The sequence below is a fragment of the Streptomyces piniterrae genome, assembly GCF_005048155.1.
GTDB classification, from domain to species: Bacteria; Actinomycetota; Actinomycetes; order Streptomycetales; family Streptomycetaceae; genus Streptomyces; species Streptomyces piniterrae.
Window position 1 is genome coordinate 193,050 of record NZ_SUMB01000005.1, and the last position, 17,217, is coordinate 210,266.

At 69.1% G+C, this 17,217-nt stretch carries 16 protein-coding genes; 7 read left to right on the top strand and 9 right to left on the bottom strand.

The window, feature by feature from the left end; translation table 11 throughout:
* Nucleotides 1-7: 7 nt before the first annotated feature.
* Nucleotides 8-2,974: an FAD-binding and (Fe-S)-binding domain-containing protein gene (locus tag FCH28_RS17195; protein ID WP_136740920.1), complete on the top strand. Its 2,967-nt coding sequence runs from the start codon at nucleotides 8-10 to the stop codon at nucleotides 2,972-2,974.
* A gap of 1,161 nt (nucleotides 2,975-4,135) precedes the next feature.
* On the opposite strand, the gene FCH28_RS17210 is transcribed toward FCH28_RS17195, so the two are convergent.
* Nucleotides 4,136-4,663 (bottom strand): ATP-binding protein, encoded by a 528-nt coding sequence (locus FCH28_RS17210; RefSeq protein WP_136740921.1) that lies wholly within the window; start codon nucleotides 4,661-4,663, stop codon nucleotides 4,136-4,138.
* Between the two features lie 225 nt (nucleotides 4,664-4,888).
* Here FCH28_RS17210 and FCH28_RS17215 point away from each other — a divergent pair, with 225 nt between their 5' ends.
* Nucleotides 4,889-5,740, top strand: a complete 852-nt coding sequence (locus tag FCH28_RS17215; RefSeq protein ID WP_136740922.1) for a helix-turn-helix domain-containing protein — start codon at nucleotides 4,889-4,891, stop codon at nucleotides 5,738-5,740.
* A gap of 16 nt (nucleotides 5,741-5,756) precedes the next feature.
* Nucleotides 5,757-5,957, top strand: a complete 201-nt coding sequence (locus tag FCH28_RS17220) for a DUF397 domain-containing protein (RefSeq protein WP_136740923.1) — start codon at nucleotides 5,757-5,759, stop codon at nucleotides 5,955-5,957.
* On the opposite strand, the gene FCH28_RS17225 is transcribed toward FCH28_RS17220, so the two are convergent.
* From FCH28_RS17225 to FCH28_RS17235, 3 genes are read right to left on the bottom strand one after another with little or no spacing between them, the layout of a single operon-like run.
* A complete protein-coding gene (locus FCH28_RS17225; RefSeq protein WP_136740924.1) occupies nucleotides 5,886-6,548 on the bottom strand; it encodes a DUF5753 domain-containing protein in 663 nt (220 codons plus the stop codon). The genes FCH28_RS17220 and FCH28_RS17225 overlap by 72 nt on opposite strands.
* Nucleotides 6,549-6,564: 16 nt before the next feature.
* Entirely contained in the window at nucleotides 6,565-7,413 is an 849-nt protein-coding gene (locus tag FCH28_RS17230; RefSeq protein WP_136740925.1) for a helix-turn-helix domain-containing protein, read from the bottom strand.
* Between the two features lie 13 nt (nucleotides 7,414-7,426).
* The gene (locus FCH28_RS17235; RefSeq protein ID WP_136740926.1) at nucleotides 7,427-8,182 is read right to left on the bottom strand and encodes a DUF6879 family protein; all 756 of its coding nucleotides are present in this window, start codon (nucleotides 8,180-8,182) and stop codon (nucleotides 7,427-7,429) included.
* Nucleotides 8,183-8,352: 170 nt separating this feature from the next.
* On the opposite strand from FCH28_RS17235, the gene FCH28_RS17240 reads away from it, so the two are divergent.
* The 3 genes from FCH28_RS17240 to FCH28_RS17255 all read left to right on the top strand — a co-directional run bounded on the left by FCH28_RS17240 (nucleotide 8,353) and on the right by FCH28_RS17255 (nucleotide 10,362).
* Nucleotides 8,353-8,568, top strand: a complete 216-nt coding sequence (locus tag FCH28_RS17240; protein ID WP_136740927.1) for a hypothetical protein — start codon at nucleotides 8,353-8,355, stop codon at nucleotides 8,566-8,568.
* Between the two features lie 1,079 nt (nucleotides 8,569-9,647).
* Nucleotides 9,648-9,854 (top strand): hypothetical protein, encoded by a 207-nt coding sequence (locus FCH28_RS17250; RefSeq protein WP_136740929.1) that lies wholly within the window; start codon nucleotides 9,648-9,650, stop codon nucleotides 9,852-9,854.
* Nucleotides 9,838-10,362 (top strand): DUF6879 family protein, encoded by a 525-nt coding sequence (locus tag FCH28_RS17255; RefSeq protein WP_136740930.1) that lies wholly within the window; start codon nucleotides 9,838-9,840, stop codon nucleotides 10,360-10,362. Before FCH28_RS17250 ends, FCH28_RS17255 begins: the two co-directional genes overlap by 17 nt.
* A 90-nt stretch (nucleotides 10,363-10,452) precedes the next feature.
* Here the strand turns inward: FCH28_RS17255 and FCH28_RS17265 are convergent, their stop codons facing one another.
* The 3 genes from FCH28_RS17265 to FCH28_RS17275 all read right to left on the bottom strand — a co-directional run bounded on the left by FCH28_RS17265 (nucleotide 10,453) and on the right by FCH28_RS17275 (nucleotide 13,314).
* Nucleotides 10,453-11,349: a DUF2268 domain-containing putative Zn-dependent protease gene (locus FCH28_RS17265; RefSeq protein ID WP_136740931.1), complete on the bottom strand. Its 897-nt coding sequence runs from the start codon at nucleotides 11,347-11,349 to the stop codon at nucleotides 10,453-10,455.
* A gap of 142 nt (nucleotides 11,350-11,491) precedes the next feature.
* Entirely contained in the window at nucleotides 11,492-11,992 is a 501-nt protein-coding gene (locus tag FCH28_RS17270; RefSeq protein WP_169314186.1) for an RICIN domain-containing protein, read from the bottom strand.
* A 452-nt stretch (nucleotides 11,993-12,444) separates the two neighbouring features.
* Entirely contained in the window at nucleotides 12,445-13,314 is an 870-nt protein-coding gene (locus FCH28_RS17275) for a LysR family transcriptional regulator (protein ID WP_136740933.1), read from the bottom strand.
* A 285-nt stretch (nucleotides 13,315-13,599) separates the two neighbouring features.
* Between FCH28_RS17275 and FCH28_RS17285 the strand changes: the two genes are divergently transcribed.
* Entirely contained in the window at nucleotides 13,600-14,481 is an 882-nt protein-coding gene (locus FCH28_RS17285) for an EamA family transporter (RefSeq protein WP_169314199.1), read from the top strand.
* Nucleotides 14,482-14,605: 124 nt separating this feature from the next.
* Here the strand turns inward: FCH28_RS17285 and FCH28_RS17290 are convergent, their stop codons facing one another.
* Together FCH28_RS17290 and FCH28_RS17295 are read right to left on the bottom strand one after the other, a co-directional pair.
* Entirely contained in the window at nucleotides 14,606-16,129 is a 1,524-nt protein-coding gene (locus tag FCH28_RS17290) for a cytochrome P450 (protein WP_169314187.1), read from the bottom strand.
* Between the two features lie 249 nt (nucleotides 16,130-16,378).
* Nucleotides 16,379-16,840, bottom strand: coding sequence for a hypothetical protein (locus tag FCH28_RS17295; RefSeq protein WP_136740935.1), 462 nt, complete (start codon nucleotides 16,838-16,840; stop codon nucleotides 16,379-16,381).
* Nucleotides 16,841-17,217 lie beyond the last annotated feature (377 nt).

Below are 17,217 nucleotides of genomic sequence, written 5' to 3' on the forward strand. Positions count from 1 at the left end.
TGGGGACATGGCTGATCGTACGGAGACGGAGCAGCGCAACCTGGAGCAGGAGTTGGCGGCCGCGGTGCGAGGGGAGGTCTCGTTCGCCGCGGCCGACCGGGCACTGATGACGATGGACGCGTCCAACTACCGGCGGGTGCCGGAGGCGGTGGTCGCGCCACGCGACGCGGCGGATGTCGCGGCGGCACTGCGGGTGTGCCGGGAGCACGGGGTGCCGGTGGTGGCGCGCGGCGCCGGGACCAGCATCGCCGGGCAGGCGACCGGCGTCGGCGTGGTGCTGGACTTCACCCGGCACATGCGGCGGATCGTGTCGCTGGACCCCGCGGCCCGTACCGCCGTCGTCCAGCCCGGCGTCATCCTCGACGACCTGCGGGCGGCGGCCGCGCCACACGGCCTGACCTTCGGCCCCGACCCCTCCACCCACAGCCGCTGCACCCTCGGCGGCATGATCGGCAACAACTCCTGCGGCTCCCACTCGGTGGCCTGGGGCACCACCGCCGACAGCGTGCGCGAACTGGAGCTGCTGACCTACGGCGGGGAAGAGGTGCGGGCCGGCCGCGGCACCGACTCCACCGGCGCCCCCACCGGACTGCCGCCGCGCCTGCGGGACGGCGTGAAAGCGCTGGTGGACCAGGAACTGGCGCTCCTGCGCACCGGCTATCCGCACGACCTCCCGCGCCGTATCTCCGGCTACGCACTGGACGCACTGCTGCCCGAAGCGGGCACCGACCTCGCCCGCGCCCTCACCGGCAGCGAAGGCACCCTCGGCGTTCTGACCGAGGCGACCGTACGCCTGGTGGAGACCCCGGCCGCCCGCACCCTCGCGGTCCTCGGCTACCCCGACGAGAGCGCGGCCGCCGAGGCCGCGCACACCCTCCTCCCGCACCGCCCGATGACCGTCGAGGGCATGGCCGCCGACCTGGTGGGCGGCGCGGCCGGGCTGCCGAAGGGCGGCGCCTGGCTGTTCGTGGAGATGGGCGGCACCAGCCGCGCCGAGGCGGCGGCCCGCGCCGAAGCGCTCTGCCGGGCGGCCGCCGACGGCACCACCGACCACGCCATCGTCACCGACCCGGCCGGTCAGCGGGCCCTCTGGCGCATCCGCGAGGACGCCTCCGGCACCGCCACGCGCATGCCGGACGGCTCCGAAGCCTGGCCCGGCTGGGAGGACTGCGCCGTACCCCCCGCCCAACTCGGCCCCTACCTGAGGGACTTCCGAGCCCTGCTCGCCCAGCACCACCTGCGCGGCACCCCCTACGGCCACTTCGGCGACGGCTGCATCCACATCCGTATCGACTTCGACCTGATGACCGCGCCCGGCATCCGCCGCTTCCGCGAATTCTCCACCGACCTGGCCGAGCTGGTCGTCTCGCACGGCGGCTCCCTCTCCGGCGAACACGGCGACGGCCAGGCCCGCGCCGAGCTGCTGCCGAGGATGTACGGCCCGGAGCTGGTCGGCCTCTTCGGCCGCTTCAAGGACCTCTGGGACCCGGCCGCAGGCCTCAACCCCGGAATGCTGGTACGCCCCGCGAAGCTCGATGAGAACCTCCGCTTCGACGGACTCCCCAGGCGCCCGGTCCCGGTCGAATTCGGCTACCCGCACGACGACGGCGACTTCTCGGCGGCGGTGCGCAGGTGCGTGGGCGTGGCCAAGTGCCGGACGGAGTCGTTGGGTGCCGGCTCCTCGGACGTCATGTGCCCCTCCTTCCGCGCCACCGGCGAGGAACAGCACTCCACCCGGGGACGGGCACGCCTGCTGCACGAAATGCTGACCGGCGAGGTCGTCACGGACGGTTGGCGGTCGCCCGAGGTACGCGACGCCCTCGACCTCTGCCTCTCCTGCAAGGGCTGCCGCAGCGACTGCCCGGTGGGCGTCGACATGGCCACCTACAAGGCGGAGTTCCTGCACCACCACTACGCGGGCCGGGTGCGGCCCGCCTCCCACTACTCCATGGGCCGGCTGCCCCAGTGGCTGCACGCCGCCGCCCCCGCCGCGCCGCTGCTCAACGCCCTGGCGCGGACCCCGCTGGCGGCGCCCGGCAAACGGCTGGCCGGGATCGCACCCGAGCGTCCGATCCCCCGCCTGGCCACGGAACCCTTCACCCGCTGGTGGTGGCGGAGGCGGGCGCCGGGCCGGCCGGCGGACGGGCGCCCGGCGGAGGGACGTCCGGCGGACGGGCGCCCCGTCATCCTCTGGCCCGACACCTTCACCAACTACCTCTCCCCGTCCGTCGGCCGGTCCGCCGTCCAGGTCCTGGAAGCCGCCGGACTGCGCCCCCTCCTGCCACCCACCGCACCGCTGCGCCCCGCCGCTGGCGGCGCCTTCCCCCAGCCCCGTCTGCCCCGGCTGCGCCGCCCGCCCCTCTGCTGCGGACTGACCTATGTCTCCACCGGCCAGCTGGACCAGGCGCGCAAGGTCATGCGCCGTACGGTCGAGGTCCTGAGCCCGCTGCTCCGCGACGGCCGCCCCCTGGTCGTCCTCGAACCGAGCTGCGCCGCGGCCCTCCGCACCGACCTGCCCGAGCTGCTCTCCGACGACCCACGGGCCGCCCGGCTGGCCGCCTCCGTACGCACCTTCGCCCAGACCCTGGAGGAACACGCCCCCGACTGGCAGCCGCCCCGCGTCAACCGCCCCGTCACCGGCCAGACCCACTGCCACCAGCACGCGGTCCTGGGCGACGCGGCCGACCGCCGCCTGCGCGAACGGGCCGGACTGGCAGGCGAGTTGACCGGCGGCTGCTGCGGCCTGGCCGGCAACTTCGGCTTCGAACGCGGCCACTACGACGTATCCGTGTCCTGCGCCGAGGACCAACTCCTCCCAGCGGTACGCGACGCCGCCCCCCACACCGAAGTCCTCGCGGACGGCTTCTCCTGCCGCACGCAGCTGGAGCAACTCGGAGGCCGCCGGGGCCGGCACCTGGCGGAGGTATTGGCGGAGGGGTTGGGGGAGGAGCCGGGGGAGGGGGACGAACGCTGATTCCGGGCCGACGTGCAGGGCGAAGGGTGATTCCGGGCGGGGGCCCGTCGGGGCGCTCTCCCACCCCCGCCACCCACCCCGCCACCCACCCCCGCCACGTGGGGCGATCCCGCTTCGCTTACGGAGAACCGTCCCGCGGCCTTATGAATGAGCCGAACCCTTCCGCTCGACCGGCCCGGCGAGGGCAAGACATTCGCGTACGGCTGACAAGAGCGAGGAAAAGGACCGGCCTCGCCGACCACTCCACCCAGGCCCAGGAGCAGTTGAGGGCCAGGCCACAAGGTTCGTTCCGGCGGAGTGCGGCCATGGCCCCCACCTGCACGTCGGCGCCCACCCACCCGAGCACGCGCTGTTCCTCGTACTCGGCCAGGCCCGATGCCATCCTCCGCGCATCCGCACCGATGAGCCGGACCGCGCGTACGGGACTGAGCGTGCCGAACGCCGACCAGCTGGCCAGCACATCCGCGTGCATCGATCGATAGGCGAGCCGCTCGCACCAGAAACCGGGCGTGGTGAGGCCCGGCGCTGCCCCACGTGTCATGCGGCCCCTTGCCCACTCGGGACCCGCGCGGGAGCCGCCGTGCGCGCACTGCGGTCCGGGCGAGCAACGAGTGCGTACGTGCATCCATCTGCGTCAACTGCCCTAAGAACGAAGGGGATCCCGACTGCAAGCCCGTCCACCGCCCACTGGTGTTCGGCTCGTTCGTCCAGCCACGCCCGCACCGCTCCGTCGTACGGGGCACCTAACTGCTGCGCCACGTGTTCCGCCCGCTCCCGGATCCAGCCCACGGCACGGCCGGGCGAGTACGACACCCACTCACCGAGGTCGATCGGAGACCCGCCCGGACACTGAACTTTGGCTTCTGCTCGGTAGGCCATGCGTTGCGGGGGCATCGCCGCCTGAGTGGTGCTGGTGACGGCTCCAGCGCCGAGGCGTCGCATACAGCCAACTCGGCCCACGCGGTTCTTCCGGTGTCGTCCCGGCCGGCGCCCCAGCCACTTGCTAAGGCGTTCACCAGCACCAATCCACGCCCACATTCTTCGATCTCCTAGGCATAGGTGATTACGTGTTGTTCGTCGTTCGTGTCCTGCGTCGCCAGTAGTCGGCATCCGGCGGTGGTGCCGGCGGAGGAACTGGGGAGGACGGACGCGATTGAGGATTCAGGCAGCGATCCCATAGGGGCCACAGCGGTGGGCCAGCTCGTACCAGAGGAATTTGCCGGTGCTGCCTGTACCGGACGGGTGCTGGCCGTACGCGTAGCCGCCCCAGTCGTCCGCACAGAGCTGGACAAGAAGCAGCCCGCGCCCGTGGGTTTCCTCCGTGGCTGCCTCTGCCGCCCGGGCAGCCACCGTCCCGTGCGCACATGAGCTGGGTGGCTGGTCGAAGGGGGTGGGGATGACGGGGTTGCTGTCCCAGACGCTCACCCGGAGCCGACTCTCCGCGAGACCTCGTACGCGCACCCTGGTGGGGCCGTCGGGCGCGTAGCGATAGGAGTTGGTCACCATTTCGCTGGTCAAAAGCACTGCAGTGTCGGCCAGTTCGGTCATCCCGTGCCCATCGAGCACGGCACGCAGCGCGAGGCGCGCCACGCGGACGGACCGGGGGCTGTGGGGGAGGTGGAAGGAGTAGGCCCAACGCTCGTAGGCCGGCTCGGGCGAGGGGGATTGCGGGGATACGGTACGGCTCATCGAGTTCTCCTCATGGGATGCGGAGTTGATGTGTGCGTAGAGGCGCGTACGAGTTCCGCCCCGTCCCCGCGCGGTGCGCATCCGCTGGTAGGGGTGGGTGGTTGAGCGGCTTGACTCACACCGTAGCCCGGCCGGTGATAGATATATCCATCACTCTGTGAGATTCATATCAGTTCCACTCCTGTGAGTGACCCCATGCGCAGTGCGCGCGGACAGGAAGCAGCGATGACAACAGCCAGCGCTCCCACCCTCAGGCAGCGCCGACTCGGCGCTGAGCTGCGAAAGCTTCGTGAACGTGCAGGGCTTTCCTCGACCCAGGCGGGCAAGCGCCTCGGGGTGCAACAGGCTCGGGTCAGCATGATCGAGGCTGGCCGCTACGCCGTCGGCGCAGAACGGGTGCGCGCCATCGCGCGTGAATACTCCTGCACGGACGAGAAGTTGATGGACGCGCTGGCGGGGATGACGGGCGGGCGCACCCGCGGATGGTGGGACGAGTACCGGGATTACCTTCCAGCGGATCTCATCGACATCGCGGAACTCGAACATCATGCTCACGGCTTCCGAGTGGCACTCGCGATCCACATTCCGGCGCTGCTCCAGACTGTCGACCATGCGCGAGCGCTGCTTCGCGAAGCGGTGCCGGCGTTCCGGCCCTACGAGATCGAGCACCGGCTGAGCTACCGCATCAAGAGGCAGGCCGTGCTCCACAGCGAACGGCCAGTTCGCTACTCAGCGATTCTCCACGAGGCGGCGCTGCATATGAGATACGGCGGAGAGGGCACTGCTCGTGCCCAGCTGAAGCACCTCATCGAGGTCGGCGAGCAGGAGAACATCCAGGTCCGGGTAATTCCCTTCACCCGTGGCACATTCCCTGGGAACGGTCAGTCCTTCGACTACCTGTGCGGGCCCGCCCCCCAGCTCGACACTGTCCAACTGGACACCCACCATGGTTGCGAGTTCCTGGACGCAGAGGCTCAGCTCGGCAAGTACCGTTCCGTGCTGGAACGCATGGAGGCGAACGCACTGAAGCCGGACGAGTCTCGGGACTTCATCCGTCGCATCGCGAAGAGCATCTGAGAGGAAACGCGTTTCTATGTATGACTGGCAGAAGTCCAGCTTCAGCCCCGATGGTTCCAATTGCCTTTACTTGGCCGCGAGCGCAAGCGGCGGCGTGCTCATACGCGAGAGCGACGACCCCCGTCAGGCGATCGCGGCCACCAGCTCAGCCGCGCTCGCCGCCCTGCTGCGCGGGATAAGGGCCGACGCGTTCGGGCGATGTCTGAATCGACCGTAGTACTGCGTTGATCACGTTCAGCGCTTCGTCGCCGAACACTGCGGACTCCCGGAGGGTGTTCCATGCCTTCATGTACGTGGCGATGCTGTCCACGTCGTCCAGCCGCAGCTCCGCGTGCCAGTCCTCAACCATTGCCAGCCGGTCATCCATGACCCAAAAGCCGTTGGCTGTGGCGATCTTCAGCGGAGCCCTGAAGGGAACAATCCCTAGTTCGACCGTCTCCAGGCCAATAACGCCGACGAGATGGTCGAGCTGGGCGGCGAGTACGGACGGCGGGCAGATCCGAGCATGAAGCGCCGCCTCCCACATGATGATCCGGAACTTCCTCCCCGGCTGGTGCAGCAGATCATGGCGTTTCAGCCTGGCTTGTACGGCTTCCTCCGTGTCCCGTGCGGAGTTATGAAATTCCGCGTAGCGGGAGATGACGTGGCGTGAGTAATCGGCCGTCTGGAACATTCCTGCAATGAGGGCTTCTTCCCACGCGTAGATGACCGCACTCCGTTCAACTTCAGCGGTCCAAGTGTCTTGCAGCGGGCGGAATCCCGCGACAAGCTGCTGTTTCCATGGGCGGATGTGGGATCCAGGCTCCATTATGTACTTCCTTGTCTCAGCGGGGGCTGATGGAGTGCCGGGCGCGGTTGATAATGCGGTGAGCGTCGGCGCCGTAAACAGCGGACTTCTGCAGTGTTTGCCATGTGCGGAGATATGTTGCGACGCTGTCGGCATCTTCGATCCAGAGTTCCGCATGCCACGTCTCAACGACTGCAAGGCGCTCGTCATGGATCAAGAACCCGCTGGCAGGTGGGATCTTGACGGGCGCTGAGAGCGGTACGATGCCCAGTTTGACGGTATCCATTCCGATGGCCCCTGTGAGCCGGTCCAGTTGGCCAACAAGAACGGGTGGTGGGCAGACCAACGAATACAGCGCTGCTTCCCACATCAAGATGTGATACTTCCTGCGGTGATCGTAAATCCCTTGCTGGCGTTGCATCCTTGCGCGCACCGCGTCCTCAATATCTTTCGGAGACCGGTGCAGGTCCGCATAGCAACTGAATATATGACGCGCATAATCAGGTGTCTGGAGAACTCCGACTATCATCGCGTTCTGCCAGGCGTGAAACACTGTGGATTGTGCATGCTGTACGTTCAGGTTCTCTTGCACTGCTCTGTGGCCGGAGGCGAGCTGCCTCCTCCAAGAACGGTGGTGCGACTCTATTCCGTGAAGCAGTGCTCGGAGTTCACCAAATACCTCTGGCTGATCAGTTCCTTCAGCCCATCTCTGCAAGTCTTCTACGGTGGCCGTCTGGCGACCCCGCTCCAACTTGCTGACCTTGGACTGCGTCCAGCCGAGGCGTTCAGCCAATTGGGTACCGGTGAGCCGACCTCCAGGGCGCGAGGTACGGAGTTCGCGGAGCCGAGCCCCGAGGGCGGCTCGCGCTTGCTGGAAGTCGGTCACCGAATCACGCTCGCTACTCCTCTGCGGTCAGGCGTGCCGCAAATTGCTGGAAGGGAACGGCGTGATGCCACGCCGCGTCGCGCACTTGCGCGTACCTGATCACCCTCGCGGGCTCCGTGATCAGCTCGACGTCGATCAAATTATCCGCGTCGTCGAAGTTGAGCAGTGCGACGAGCCGCGAATCGAAGATCCAGAAGTCCTCTGCCGGCAGGTGCAGTCGCTCACCATCTGCGCGCCACAGATTGCGGATGTCCTCGCCCACTGCGCTGTTCCGCTTCGCGTTGTTGAGGAGGTAGAGCTGGCCCGTAGTCGGCGGGTTGTCGACGATTCGGACCCGCTCGAAGCGCTTCCCGAGGGCGGACTGTTCCCGGCGCTGAGCACACCAGTCTGCGCTCACGCCGTCCCACACCACAGGCTCACCCCTGGTGAACTGGGCGTAGGTGTCGGTGGATTCGTCGCTCGCGTAGCGACCGCGCGTCTCCAGCCGCCAGGCGGTGTGCTCGAAAGAGGTGAAGAGCCGCCCGAAGGCTTCCAGGTCGATGATCCTCGGCACGCGGGTGACCTCCTCGGGGCCGAAGTCGACGAGCAGTTCGCGCGGGACCACGATCGGCGTCTCCCCCGGAGACAAGTGCTGAAGTCGTGCGATGTCGTCAGGGTCGGTGAGCTGTGGGCCGTGCACGATGATCTCCCCACTGTCGAGGTCTTCGTGCACCGACGGGCAGCCGTCGTCCCCGCTGCCCGTGCCGTTGAAGCGCAGTCGTCGCGCCATGATCTACCCCCTTCGTAGGGCTGTGGAGATCAGCATTGCGTTCTGCTTCGCGGCTCATCCAGGGGTCCGGTCCCACAACATGAGAATGGCAGAGAATACTCGAACAAGTCGCGAGAATATCGGCGAATATTTGTCTCCATCGCCATCTTGCGCTCCCTAGCGTTCTGTTCATGAGCTCAGTGAACGAACATCAGTGGACTGACCCCGTCGAGGCGGCCGAGTCCCTGCGCACCGCGCTGTCCTCCGTCGGGATCGTCCTGCCATCGCTGGCGGCTGACGCCGCGTCGCCCGAGCTGCGGTTGGTGGACCTGGGGCGTGTTCGCGCGGAGGTCGCCGTTGAGCTGGCCGACGCGATCCGGCGGGACGGCGATAGGTCAAACCGCTGAGGCCGTACGAAGACTCCCGCCCCGGCCGGCATTCCCTGGCAGGACACGGCCGGAGCGGGTGGGCCCGCAAGGGGGCCCTCGCAAGTGCACGACTGCGCGCGGATCGACCGTGTGCAGGACACAGCACCTGAGGTGATGACCATGCGACACCGCTTCGAACTGGTCAAGCACGGCGGCGGGGACGAAGGGGAGGGCGACTCGGGCGGCAGTCCCAACGGTGGTTGCGGCGACGGCCAAGGCTGTGGCCGTCAGTAGACCGTGAAGCGGGCGGCCCCGTCCCCGGGGGCGTGGGCCGTCCCTTCGAATGGCGCTGACCAGGGAGAGAGATGGGGAGCGGGAGACAGGTGGCGAGGCCGCACCACCACGCGTACGTCTGGCTTGGCCCCGGTGACGTGCTCGTGAGGCCCGGGGATGCTCATCGGCGTCCGGGGCACCCGGAGTTCCGGTCTGCCCAGGTGATGCCCCTGGAGTGTGCGGACTGGCTCCTGAAGCCGGCCTCTCGGATCGAGGCGACGTTTTACGAGGCGAGGGTAGGGGCCGAGTGGTATGCGGGGCGCATCGCGCAATACAGGTGTGTGTTCGTCGGGTCGTACGCGGTGGGGCCCTCGTATGACGAGACCGTTCGGGCCTTGTCTGCGGGGGAGGACCGGGTCGGTGGGTGGTGGGTGACCGGTGGGCGGTTTCTCTCGCTCAATCTCATTTCCTGCGGCCCGCATCGCGTGCGACTGGAGTATGCGTGTCCGCTGAGCTGACCGGACGAGGTCGCGTCACCGGCAACCACGGCACGCTCCGGAAGGATGGATCGCCCCCGCGGTCCCTCGCCCCGCCCGACGATGATCTCTCTTCGCGTTCTGACATTGCGTGCATCCTTGTTCGCCAGTCCTCAACCATTGCCAGCCGGTCATCCGTGTCCGCAAAGCCGGTGGCTGTCGCGATCTTCACAGGATCCCTCAGGTAGCTGCTCACCTGGATTTATGCGACAACGCGCATAGCCGCGTTCCTGCGCAGACGTCGCCAACGGCACCTCGTATGGTCATGGCCGACAGGCCCAACCAGGGGCATACGCAGGGGGTTTCAGCGTGGCGCGCGAGGAACTGACCCGGCTCACCGGCAACGGCAACGGCACCTGCGGTGATGAGGACTGCCCGAACATCTACCGGACTGCGAGCGGTTCGCTCGTCGTCCAGGGAAGCACGTGTGAAGCGTTCACGCCGCCGTCCGGCGAGGCCCTGGTGGAGATCCCGGAAGAAGTGCTCAGGGAGGCTGTACGTGCTCTTGGATGGTGACGAGTGGCGTCGTCGGTTCGCGGACATCAAGCAAGAGGCATGGCGGCTTGAGGTACTGCCGCAGTACCTAATGCCACACGAGGCGGAAGAGTTCGCGGCCTTCCGTGAGGGACAACCCATGTCCCCGTACACAGCCGCCTCGTACACAGAACGCGTCTCGCGTCAGCACGCCGAGGGGAAACGCAACGGACGGGTGCACATCGTCACGCAGCCGCTCTCGGACTATCTGCGATTCGAGTTCGCCCGCTACTACGAGGTGCACGTCAGGGCTGGGGACGACATCCGCATCCTCGACGTGACCAATCGGCCCAATCCCCTTGAGGGGGCACAAGACTTCTGGATGTTCGATCGCGAAGAAGTCGTTCTCATGAACTATGAGGCGGACGGCCGGCAGATTAATCGCGAGGTCTTCGAAGGGGATGTCTTGCCGTTCGTCGAGTACCAACGGATCGCGGTGTCTGAGTCGGTCCCCTTCGAGGAGTACGTGAGCGGTGGCCATCGAGCCTGACCGTCTTGACCAGTCTGGTCTGGAGCCGGCGGCCATACTCAAGCGTCTTCGCAAGCAAGCCGGGCTCTCCAGAGGGAAGGGGCGGCGCAGTCACGCGACGGTCGGCACGCCCGCGTTGGTGAGTATCTCGCGTGCCGGCAGGGCGGTGCTCTGGGCGGCGGTCAGGCCGGAGGCCGTCAGGTGGGCGTCGACGATTCGTAGTCCGACCGGGTATCCGGCGAAGTCCGGGAGTCCCACCGGCGGTTGCCCCATGCGCTGTGCGGTGGCGTCGCCGAGCACATACGCGGTCAGGTTCTGCATGCCGGCCACGTCGATGTCCGTGGTGATCTTTTCGTAGGCGCTGTCCAGCGCGGCGCCGGTCAGGGCCTTCGACCACGGGCCCAGGGCCGCCTCGCCGGCCAGCTCCCGTACGAAGGCCTCGGCCAGTCCCTCGGCTACGACGTGTTCGCCCACCGTGACGGTCATCGGGTTCCACGCCACGTTCGCGTAGCGCACGTTGTGGTGGAGCTCGTGCGCGGCGGCGTGCCCGATCTTCGCCAGGCTGGTGTCGGTGGGCCACATGGTGAGGTGGATCGCGCCAGGGATCCCGCCCATTCCGAAGTAGCCGGCGCTGCGGACCGTCAGGTGGTCGTCGTCGGGGTTGCCGAGCACGAGCACGACATGCACGGTCTCGGCGTGTCTGATGCCGGGGACCGCGCCGCTGATTCGGTTCCACGCGGTGGTGAGGGAGTGCTCGATCCGGTTCCATACGTCGGCATCCCGCATCTGGTGCAGGGCCGGCAGGTAGCGCGGGTCCTCACGGTCGAGGCGGAAGCCGCTGTCCAGGTTCCGGTGCATCTCGACCATGTCGATATTGCCCGCACCCGTCACGGACATTGTGTGCTGGAGGGGGCTGAGGATGTCCCGCAGGGCGTCGGGGCGCTCCTCCAACGGTCGTCGCAGGAGGTCGAGGAGGGCGGACGCGGTGTCATGAACAACGATCTTCATGAACCGGGACCGTAGGGCCTCCCGTTACGGGAGGGGCAAGCCGTTTCGGTGTCACACCCGTGGTCGTACAGAGCGATGAGCCCGGCATTTCTGCCGGGCTCATCAGAAGCTGGGGGGAGCGGGTAATTCCGCTGTGGTGAGGCTATTTGGTGAGCGTCATCCACGTCTGGCTGTCGGCACCGGTGCACGTCCGCAGCGACACCGCGGAGCGATTGCCGTTGTCCTCGATGCAGCCGCGCGGGAACTTACGGCTCCGGAAGGCGGAGCCGTCCTCCGAGATGGTGAAATTCCAATACTGTGCCTGGACGTCGCTGTTACAGTTCTCCAGCTTCACCTCCTTTCCGATTCCCTTTGCCGTGGCGCACTTACCGGGGTAGAACTTGCTTGCGATCTGGTAGCCCGCGAGGCGGCCGGTCCGCAGGTAGAAGTCCTGCGTGCCGGACCTGTCCGCCGTCCACGACAGCACGGAGTTGTTTCCGGTGGCGTCGAGGTTCCGGTCGGTGTCGAAGTTCTGGAACGTGTACCAGACGTCCGCCGAGGGCGCCGCGTCGGCGGCGGTCGCGGGGGTGCCGGAGGCCAGCAGTCCACCGCCGAGCAGGGTGGCGGCGGACAGTGCGACGGCGGCTCTCTTGAATATCGCCACGTTCTCTGCCTCTTCCTTCTCTGTGACCCGGCGGGTCGCTTTTCGGGGAGTGGACGGGGCAACTGCCGGGGGCGCTTGCCCCATTGGCTTGCCGGGAAGAACGTAGAGCGAGTCGAGGAGGTAAAGGTAGGCGGATTCGGGTCAATGCCACGCTGTGGAAGTCGGTAGGAAGTCGGTAATTCAACCTTTTGGATTCCCGCATTCGCCATGCCCTTGGCAAGTGCGTGGAAAGCGTCGTCATGGTGTTGTCTGTAATTCGCCGCAACGTTTCCGGTGGGAATGCCGGGCGGGAATGCCGCGTTCCGTGGTGGGGCTGTTCGGGAAGGGGGCCGGGGTGTCGGACGGTGGCGGAGTGCGGCAGATTCCGGCCAGCGGCGTTACGCGACACTCTCTGCGTACCGGCCCGAATGCGAGGGAAGAGGCATGTCCGAAATCGAGGTCGAAATGGTGCTTCACGGCCGCACGCCGCGCCCGCCGATGACCTCCCGGGCCAGCGCGATCAGGTCCGGGATGCGCGGATGGCCCGGGCCGTCGCGCCAGGTGATGACCACCGGGACGGGCGGGGCGTCGGTCAGGGGGATGTAGGCCATCGCGGGATGGGGGTGCATCTGGGCGGTGGCGGAGGTGGTGACGCCCACCGCGCGGCCGCCGGTGATGGCGGCGATCCAGTCGTCGGTGTTGCCGATGGTGATCGTCGAGGTGGGGCGGGCCGCGGCGGGCCAGAGGTCGAGGCCGGTGATCCCGGAGACGGTGTTGAGGGCGATGGTGCGCTGCGCGAGGTCGGCGAGGGAGAGGGCGGGGCGGTGGGCGAGCGGGTCGTCGGCGGGCAGGCCCACCACCCGGGGTTCGGTGGTCAGCCGCTCGGTGAGGAGGCCGGGGGCCCGGACCTCGCCGCGCAGCAGGGCGGCGTCCACATCGCCGCGGGCCAGGCCCGCTGTGCGGTCGTCGATGCGGAGGAGTTCGAGCGGGGTGTCCGGGTGGGACCGGTGCCAGCGACGGAGCAGGGCGGGGGTGTAGGTGCCGGCGGCCGACCAGGCGTGGCCCAGGCGCAGTGGCCGGACGGTGCGGTGGGCGTGCCGGAGCGCCTGGTCGAAGGCGGTGACGGCGATCGTCGCCTGGTCGCGGAAGGTGATGCCGTCCGGGGTGAGCGCCAGGTGGTGGGTGGAGCGGTCGACGAGGCGCAGGCCCAGTTCCTGCTCCAGCTGGCGCAGGGTGCGGGAGACGGCCGGCTGGGTCAGATGCAGGCGCTCGGCGGCGCGGGTGATGCTGAGCGTGTCGGCGATGGCGAGAAAGCAGCGGAAATGACGCAGCTCGATGCTCATGCGTGCGGAGCATAACAACAGGCGGAAAGGCATTTCACGGACCGGAAGGCGGGCCTTAGCGTGGGGTGCGTGAACCCTTCGCCAGCCAGCCCCGACGGCTCCTTTGCGGCCACTTCCGACCCGGCCTCCCCCCTCGCCTCCCCCTCCGCCCCTGTCTCCCCCTCCCCCTCTGCCGGTTCCTCCCGCCCGGTTGCTTCCGCCGCAGCCGCACCCGCCGCCGGTACGGCCGCCGGTACGGCCGCCGACGGGGCGATACCGCAGCCCGTGCCGCCCTCGCCCGAGGTGATGACGGCGGAGGCGCGGGCCGGGGCCGCCGGGGCGGCGGGTGCCCGGGGGCGGCTCGGGTCGGTGGCGCTGGTGATCGGCGGCATCGTCTCGCTGCAGTTCGGCGCCTCCGTGGCGGTGCTGCTCTTCCCGCGGGCCGGTGCGCTGGGCGTCGTCACCCTCCGGCTGGTCGTCGCCTCGCTGGTGCTGCTGCTCATCTGCCGTCCCAAGCTGCGCGGTTACACGCGCGGCGACTGGGCCACGGTCCTGGCGTTCGGTGTCGCGCTGGCCGGCATGAACTCCCTCTTCTACGAGGCGATCGACCGGATTCCGCTGGGCGCGGCGGTGACGCTGGAGTTCCTCGGGCCGCTGATCCTCTCGGTGGCCACCTCGCGGCGGATGCTGAGTCTGCTGTGGGCGGCGCTGGCGCTCGGCGGTGTGGTGCTGCTGGGGCGGGAGGGCTTCGACGGCCTGAATCTGCTCGGTGCCGGGTTCGCGCTGGCGGCCGGCGGGCTGTGGGCCGCGTACATCCTGCTCTCGGCCCGTACGGGACAGCGCTTCCCGCAGGCGGACGGGCTCGCGCTGGCGATGACGGTCGCGGCCGTGCTGAGCCTGCCGCTGGGCATCGTCAGCGCGGGCACCGCGCTGCTGGACCCGGTGACGCTGGGCCTGGGCGCGGCCGTCGCCATGATGTCGTCCGTACTGCCCTACACCCTGGAACTGCTCGCCCTGCGCAAGCTCCCGGCATCCGGCTTCGCGGTCATGATGAGCCTCGAACCGGCCGCCGCGGCCACCGCCGGGTTCCTGGTCCTGCACCAGACGCTGGGCTGGGCCGAGGTCCTGGCGATCGGGCTCGTCGTGGTCGCGAGCGTGGGCGCGGTACGGGGGGCGCGGAGCGCGTAGCCGAGGTACGGGGCACGGCGCGCCGGCGCCCCGTGTCGCTTGCCCTCCTTTCTCCCCGCCATGGGGGTGCCGCTGTGCCCACCCGTGCCGCCCAGCGGCACGACTGCCCACAGCTGGGTGGGACTCAGTCCGCCCGCCGCAACGTGGCCCGCAGTCGCGTCGCCGGCTGGAGCAGCAGGCTCGCCTTCGGCGTCACCGTGCCCGGGGCGATGTCCAGGTGGAAGCGCTGGGCCAGCGTGGCCAGCAGCAGTACCGCCTCGACCTGGGCGAAGCGGGCGCCGAGGCAGGTGCGTTGGCCGCCGCCGAACGGGAACCAGGCGTGCTCGGGTACGACGTCCGGGGCGTCCGCGTCCCAGCGCTCGGGGCGGAAGGCCGCGGGGTCCGGAAACCAGCGGGGGTCCCGGTGCGTGGACCACTGGCTGCACCACACCATCGTCCCGGCCGGGATACGGCTGCCGCCCAGGGTGGCGCCCTCGCGCGCGGCGGCGGCGATGGTCCAGGCCGGCGGGTACAGCCGCAGCGTCTCCTTGACGATCTGCTGGGTCCAGGGCAGCCGGTCGTAGTCGTCGAAGGTGGGCGGCCGCCCGCCGAGCACCCGCTCCAGCTCGTCGTCCATCTGGGCGCGCGCCTTCGGCGACCCTCCGAGCAGGTACCAGGCCCAGGTCAGAGCGGTGGACGTGGTCTCGTGGCCGGCCGCCCAGAGCGTCACCGCCTCGTCGCGGACCTCCTTGGCCGACAGCGGCCGGCCGTCGGCGTCCCGGGCGGCGAGAAGCCGGCCCAGCAGATCGTCCCGGTCGCCGGAGTCCGCGCCGGGGCAGGGGTCGGAGTCCGAGCCGGGGCAGGGGCCGGTGCCCGGCCGCCCGGCGGAGGCCGCGCCCGCCACCTGCCCGTCCAGCCTGCTCAGCCCATCCAGCCCGCCCCGCCCAAGCTGTCCGGCAGCCCGCACCTGCCCCGCCTGGCGGGCGCGGATCAGCCGGTGCACCTCGGCGTCGATGGTGGCGACCGCGGCGAGCAGCCGACGCCGCCCCGGGGTGCGCACCCAGCCGGGCAGGAACAGGCCGATGCCCCGCAGTTCGTCGCTGACGACCTGTTCGGCGACGCTCATCGCCCGGCCCAGCGCCCGCGTCTGATCGCCGAGATCGTTGCCGAACAGGGTGCGGAGCACGATGCGCTGGGTGATCAGCGCCATCTCCTCGTGCACATCGATCTGCCGGCCCTCCCGCCAGCGCTCGGCGGTCACCTGCGCGCTCTCCACCATGGCCGGTGCGTACGCGCGCACCTGGCGTGGCCGGACGGTCGGCTGCACCAGCCCGCGCTTGCGGCGCCACTCGGCCCCCTGGCTGAGCAGCACGCTCTGCCCGGTCACCTGCCGGAACGCCCAGAGGATGTCCAGGACGTCGAAGGCCTGCTCCCGGGTCGTCAGCATCTCGGTGATGTGCTGCGGGTGCGAGAGGAACAGACTGCGCATCGGGCCCAGCGACCAGGTCACCGCGTCGCCGAAGTCGTCCCGGAGCCGGACCAGGAACGCCAGCGGGTCCTTGCCGAACGCGGGGAGGTTCCCGATCCACGGCAGACCGCGCGGACCGGGTACGGGACGGAGCGGTAGCGGGCGGGGCGGAGCGGGACGGGACGGAACGGCGAACGGCATGGACAAGGCTCCTCCAGACGTCGAGTCGCGCGGGGCGATACGCGCCGGCCGATGCGCCATACGTCGGTACGCGGTCGGTGCGATACGCACGGGCGCTACGCCTGAGTGAGGCGCAGGAGGCGCCGTGCGTCGGTTGATACGCGTAAGTCGCTAACGCATAGGCCGATACGCGTCATTCGATACCCATCACCCGATTTACCACGCCGGAGGGGGCATGCAGGGGGGATCGCCCACGGCGTCACGAAGCGCTCAGGAGGCGTCCGTGCAGACCGCGTACGCCGTGCCTTTGATCGCCGCGCGCTGCGGCATGTCGTATGCGACCTTCTGTGCGTCCTCAAGGTCCCTACGGGCGGCCTCACGGCTCGCGTCGGTCGTGGCGTTGTCCACCGCGTCCTGCTTCCCCTGGAGGGAGTCCAGCTGTTTGAGCAGGTCGGGGTTGACCGCGCTGGCGCTGACCACCCAGCCGGTGCCGTCGCTGGTGGGCCGGGAGGTGGTGATGGTCTGCTCCATCTCGTAGCCGGGGGCGTGGAAGCCGCCGCTGGTCACGCGGTACCCGTCGGGGCACCAGGCGGTCAGCCGGTCGAGCTTGCCTTCGACGGAGACGGTCCGGGTCCAGGGGCCGTCCTGCGGTGCCGCGCTCGCGGCCACGGCCGTGCCGCAGGCGAGCAGGGCGACGGTTGCTGTGGCGAGGGTCAGTGCGGTGGCGCGCATCGCTGATCGGCCGTCCTAGTCGGGGGAGGGAGAAGCCTTGGGTGGGGGAAGCCTTGGAAAGGGCAACCTCGGGAGGGGAAGCCTTGTCCTGATAGGTGTCACGTGCGCCCTGTTGACCATCTTCCGGGGCGTCAATTTCACCGGCTTGGCGGGAGTTGTCGCGCCCGGATGCGGGGGAGGTTCACCGGCTTGGCGGTCGCCCCGGACGGAAAATCATGCAGGCGTGCTTGATTGTTTCTGTCGGTGCTGCCACGCTCGGAGCGCACCACACCGCACCCGCACCACATCGCACCGGTACGGCCGCGGCGCCTCGCCGCCGGTCGTCGTCGTATGTCAAAGGGCCCTGGACGCACGGCAGTCGGGCCGTTGAGGGGAGT